The 3882-nt window shown below is 47.2% G+C and carries 5 protein-coding genes and 1 pseudogene; 5 read left to right on the top strand and 1 reads right to left on the bottom strand.

Annotated elements, in window-relative coordinates; genetic code table 11:
* A partial coding sequence (locus tag Q7U10_03695) for an NADH:ubiquinone oxidoreductase subunit N (protein MDO8281719.1) occupies window positions 1–214 on the top strand: 214 nt, incomplete at its 5' end.
* 174 nt (window positions 215–388) lie between these two features.
* Here the strand turns inward: Q7U10_03695 and Q7U10_03690 are convergent.
* Window positions 389–523, bottom strand: a pseudogene (locus Q7U10_03690) (SDR family NAD(P)-dependent oxidoreductase).
* Between the two features lie 226 nt (window positions 524–749).
* Here Q7U10_03690 and Q7U10_03685 point away from each other — a divergent pair.
* The 4 genes from Q7U10_03685 (at window position 750) to Q7U10_03670 (ending at window position 3721) form a co-directional block, all read left to right on the top strand.
* A complete protein-coding gene (locus tag Q7U10_03685) occupies window positions 750–1526 on the top strand; it encodes an HNH endonuclease (GenBank protein MDO8281718.1) in 777 nt (258 codons plus the stop codon).
* 93 nt (window positions 1527–1619) lie between these two features.
* Window positions 1620–2375, top strand: coding sequence for a hypothetical protein (locus tag Q7U10_03680; GenBank protein MDO8281717.1), 756 nt, complete (start codon window positions 1620–1622; stop codon window positions 2373–2375).
* A gap of 291 nt (window positions 2376–2666) precedes the next feature.
* Window positions 2667–3077, top strand: coding sequence for a hypothetical protein (locus Q7U10_03675; GenBank protein ID MDO8281716.1), 411 nt, complete (start codon window positions 2667–2669; stop codon window positions 3075–3077).
* A gap of 119 nt (window positions 3078–3196) precedes the next feature.
* Window positions 3197–3721, top strand: coding sequence for a hypothetical protein (locus tag Q7U10_03670; protein ID MDO8281715.1), 525 nt, complete (start codon window positions 3197–3199; stop codon window positions 3719–3721).
* Window positions 3722–3882: the final 161 nt, after the last annotated feature.

The following is a 3882-nucleotide window of genomic DNA, read 5'->3' as shown; positions in this document are numbered from 1 at the left end:
GGTCATCGGCAGCGGCATCGGCCTGTTCTACTACCTGCGCATCGTCTATCGCATGATCACCCCGCTCGACTACGACGACCCGCTGCCAGTGGCAGGCATCAGAGACGTCATCTCGCATGGCATTCTACTGGTGCTGCTGGTGGCGCTGGTTGTGCTGGGGGTTGTTCCTGGAGGGTTGATGTCGTTGTTGGAATCCGTCGTCCAGAGCCTGTAACTGGTCAGCAGATTCATCAATTCTGAACGCCCGTACGCCTTTCATTCTTATGCACACCCCCTGTGGGAGCGGGCCCGCCCGCGATTCTCCCCCACCCCGCCGCCACATACAGCGACACCTTCGCATTGCCAGTCACCACGATGATGCTCGCCACCGCATCACGCTCCTGCTCTCGCTGCGACACACCAGCGCCACCGTCGCACCGCGACTGGCGAAGTTCTTCGCTGCTTCGTAACCGATGCCGCTGTTGGCGCCGGTGACTATGTAGGTTTTGCCGGAGAGGTCTTGGGGGGGTGGTATGAGTTGGATCCTATTGGGCGGTGAGGGTGATGGGTGAGTCACTATACTGGGGGATTGGGGGTGGGGCTAGCGTCGAAGTCTCATACATATACCGCGCAAGAAAGGTTTTTGGGATAAGGGTTTGATTCGCCACCTTTTCGGGGTTGTGCTCAGGGGGCACCTAGGAATAGACTCCCGTCAAATCTAAGAAAATGGTGCTTTCGCGCACTAATAAAATGTTATGCATGAGAAGTAGATGAGCGCATACCTTTACACATGGAACCCGAAGCGTTGGCACTGGGCAGATCAAGCCGAAGCTATCTATCGGATAAATAACGGCGATCCTTACGATATGTATTGGAGTTGTGGCAACACAAAAAAGATCGCAATTGGGGATACCTTTTTCCTGATGAGACTTGGGGTGGAGCCAAAAGGAATAATCGGATGTGGCTATGTCTCATCTTCTCCTTACCTGCTACGTCACTGGGATGAAGAAAAGGCTGCTGAAGGTAAGACAGCCCTTCGCACTGATTTGCTTTTCAAATCACTATCCGAGGAACCAATTATCCCATTAGCAGTTCTTCAGGAGAGATTTCCGGGCTTTAAGTGGACGCCTGAGGCTGGAGGGCTGACAATTCCAGATGCGATTGCAAATGAGATATTTCCTGAAATTCAAGGAAGTTCTGATTTTGGGTTCGCAACAGAATCGCCGACCTCTGTACGGTTATATGCTGAGGGCAAATCTAAAACTGTTACAACAAAAACCTATGACAGAAGCCCACTTGCGAGACAAGCATGTTTAGAGCATTACGGTTACAGTTGCGTCATCTGCAAGTTCAACTTTGAAAAGGCATACGGGGACATTGGGCGTGGTTATATAGAAGTCCATCACCTTCACCAGATTGCAGACATTGGCAAGGAGTACCTTATAGATCCGGTGAAAGATTTGCGTCCCGTATGTGCAAACTGCCATCGCATGTTACACAAGCGCCGTCCGCCACTGGCAATCGAAGATCTGTGTGCTCATGCATAACAAGGCCAATCACAGCGACAGCTTTTCCGTTGCGGCTTCGCCTTCACTACAAAGCCGCGCGTGTTGGCGGCGTTATGAGGAATTTCAGGCACTGTGCAAGCTGACAATGTGATAATAGAATCCTGTCTTATCTTCTCCAACATCGGATGCTATGAGATCTGGAGAGATTTCTCGGGTCCTCTTTCAGCAGTAGTAATAGCTGTCATAACCGTACGTTACGCGTTTAGACAACTTGGCGCACAACATCAAAACACTTTGAATGCCCAAAAAGAGGAATCAAAGAGAAATACCAAGATTGAGCTTTTTAGAGATGTTAGTCAGCTACTAGAAAGTTCCAGCATCTCCATTAGAGATACCAGTACTTTCTGCATGGTCAAAAAGTACTCTAATCTGGATATGAAGGCACAAATCACTGTTTTAGAGTTTAACGAGATATTGAGCAAGTTTGGTGATGCCCTACTTTCGATCGTGAGCAAAGTCGAGACACATGAAATCGTAAATCTTAAGCTTTTTCGAGCTGTTCGGTTTTCATTACAATCAATCCATCATGATTTACTGAAACTTAGGTCTGAAGGGGACAGGTTTTTAGTTTTAGAGCGTATTCTCGAACTTACAAGTGATGCACAAATGTATATCGGCGACTTCCAAGTGTGTATGCAGAACATGGCATATGGGGATATATTCGACAACAACGTTCCTTATCGTGTTCCGGCAGACAAACGATATAAAGTTATCACTAATGATGAAGCCAATCTTGATGAGTTGATTAAATATTTCTGGACCGAAACAGATTGGGGAAAGACTTGTGCAAAATATGAAGCTGAGGCAAAAGCGAAATATTCCTCATAAACAAATGGTATGCGTAATCTAGTAATCGGAGAGACTTGAAGAAATGAGCTGTTACATCATCACTTATGATTTAGTGAGCGGCCCAAGTGAGAGTCGGCGAGCTGACTACGATGCCATTAAGGAGCTAATAAAGTCTTATGGAACCTGGGCGAAGATCACCGAATCATGCTATGCCATCGTTTCGGAGAAGAAGGCTTCTGAAGTGCGAGACCATATCAAGACGGTATTGCGGTCAAGTGACAGACTATTCGTACTTAAGTCTTCAGGCATAGCTGCATGGAGCAACGTTATATGTCGCAGTACATGGTTAAAGGAGAAATTGTAATGACTCCTATTAATCAAAATGAATCCAGCATTCCGGTAAAGAAAGGAAGGGTTGATTCAATAAGCATATTTGAAGTAACTGAGAGTGAACTCGAAACGCTAGAGTCTGCCACGCCAACGGGAATACTCTTTGATATCGGCGTTTCATGCCTTTCTGTTGCAATTGCGTTCACGATCTCTTTAGCAACCACAGAAATTGAAAATGACCGCGCGTTTTACTCCTTCTTGATTGTTGTCGTAGTTGGCTATCTTGCATTCATTGCCTTCACGATAATTTGGCTAGTCACTAGGCAATCAGTTAAGAAATTGACAAAGAAAATTCGTGAACGCATGAGTCCGCCTAAGAACACTCAGCAAGAAGAGGATTCGACGGAGTAAGCGCATAACAACCGATCCTGAGCGACAAAAGTATGTCGTCATGCCTTTTGCAAAGGACGCAAAAGCCACGCCAACGTACTTTCGCGCCAGATCAGGGGCGTTAGCTGTGCGGAGTAGCGATGACCCCCGAAGAAAAAATGGATGCCGCTGTTGAGAGCTATCTCAAAGTTGCAGACGTGCTATCCGGCGATGTCAACGCGATTTTGGATCAAGAGGCAGACACAGAAGCCTGGAGACGGACGTACATCAGAACAGTTGGCGCGATGATTTCGGGTGATAGTTACAGCATTCAGCAGATTGCGGCTGTTGGGCTTGAAACGGATGTACCAAAGTTATCAGTCAAGGAAGCAAAGGCTTTTAGCAGTGACAACCAACACTCGGCCATAGATCAAATCAAGTATGTCCTGCGCGGTGCGTATAAGATGTTCGAGCTGGAACAGACTCCAGATTTCAGCGGAAATGGGTGGGGCATGGCTAAAAAGTTTGTGGATAAACGAAGCAAGATTATGCACCCCAAGTCCGCAGCAGACCTTCACGTTTCTGAAGAGGAGTGGAAGGACATATTTGAGGGAAGCAAATGGCTTATTGGAGAGCACTTTGCACTTATTCAACGGATGGAGAATAAGTATGGCGAAGACAGCTAACAACCGACTGTGATCCTCCAAGAGAGTTCCCCCGGTTTAGTGGACACCCTGAACTAACTATTCAGGAGGTCCAGAATGCCAAAACCAGGTCCAAGAACGACCTACAAGTACAGTGAAGAATTCAAGGCAACAGCGGTAAGATTGAGCAACCTGCCGGGAGT

The organism is Thermodesulfovibrionia bacterium, assembly GCA_030646035.1.
GTDB lineage: Bacteria > Nitrospirota > Thermodesulfovibrionia > UBA6902 > UBA6902 > JACQZG01.
This window is presented reverse-complemented; position numbering and strand designations above follow the sequence as displayed.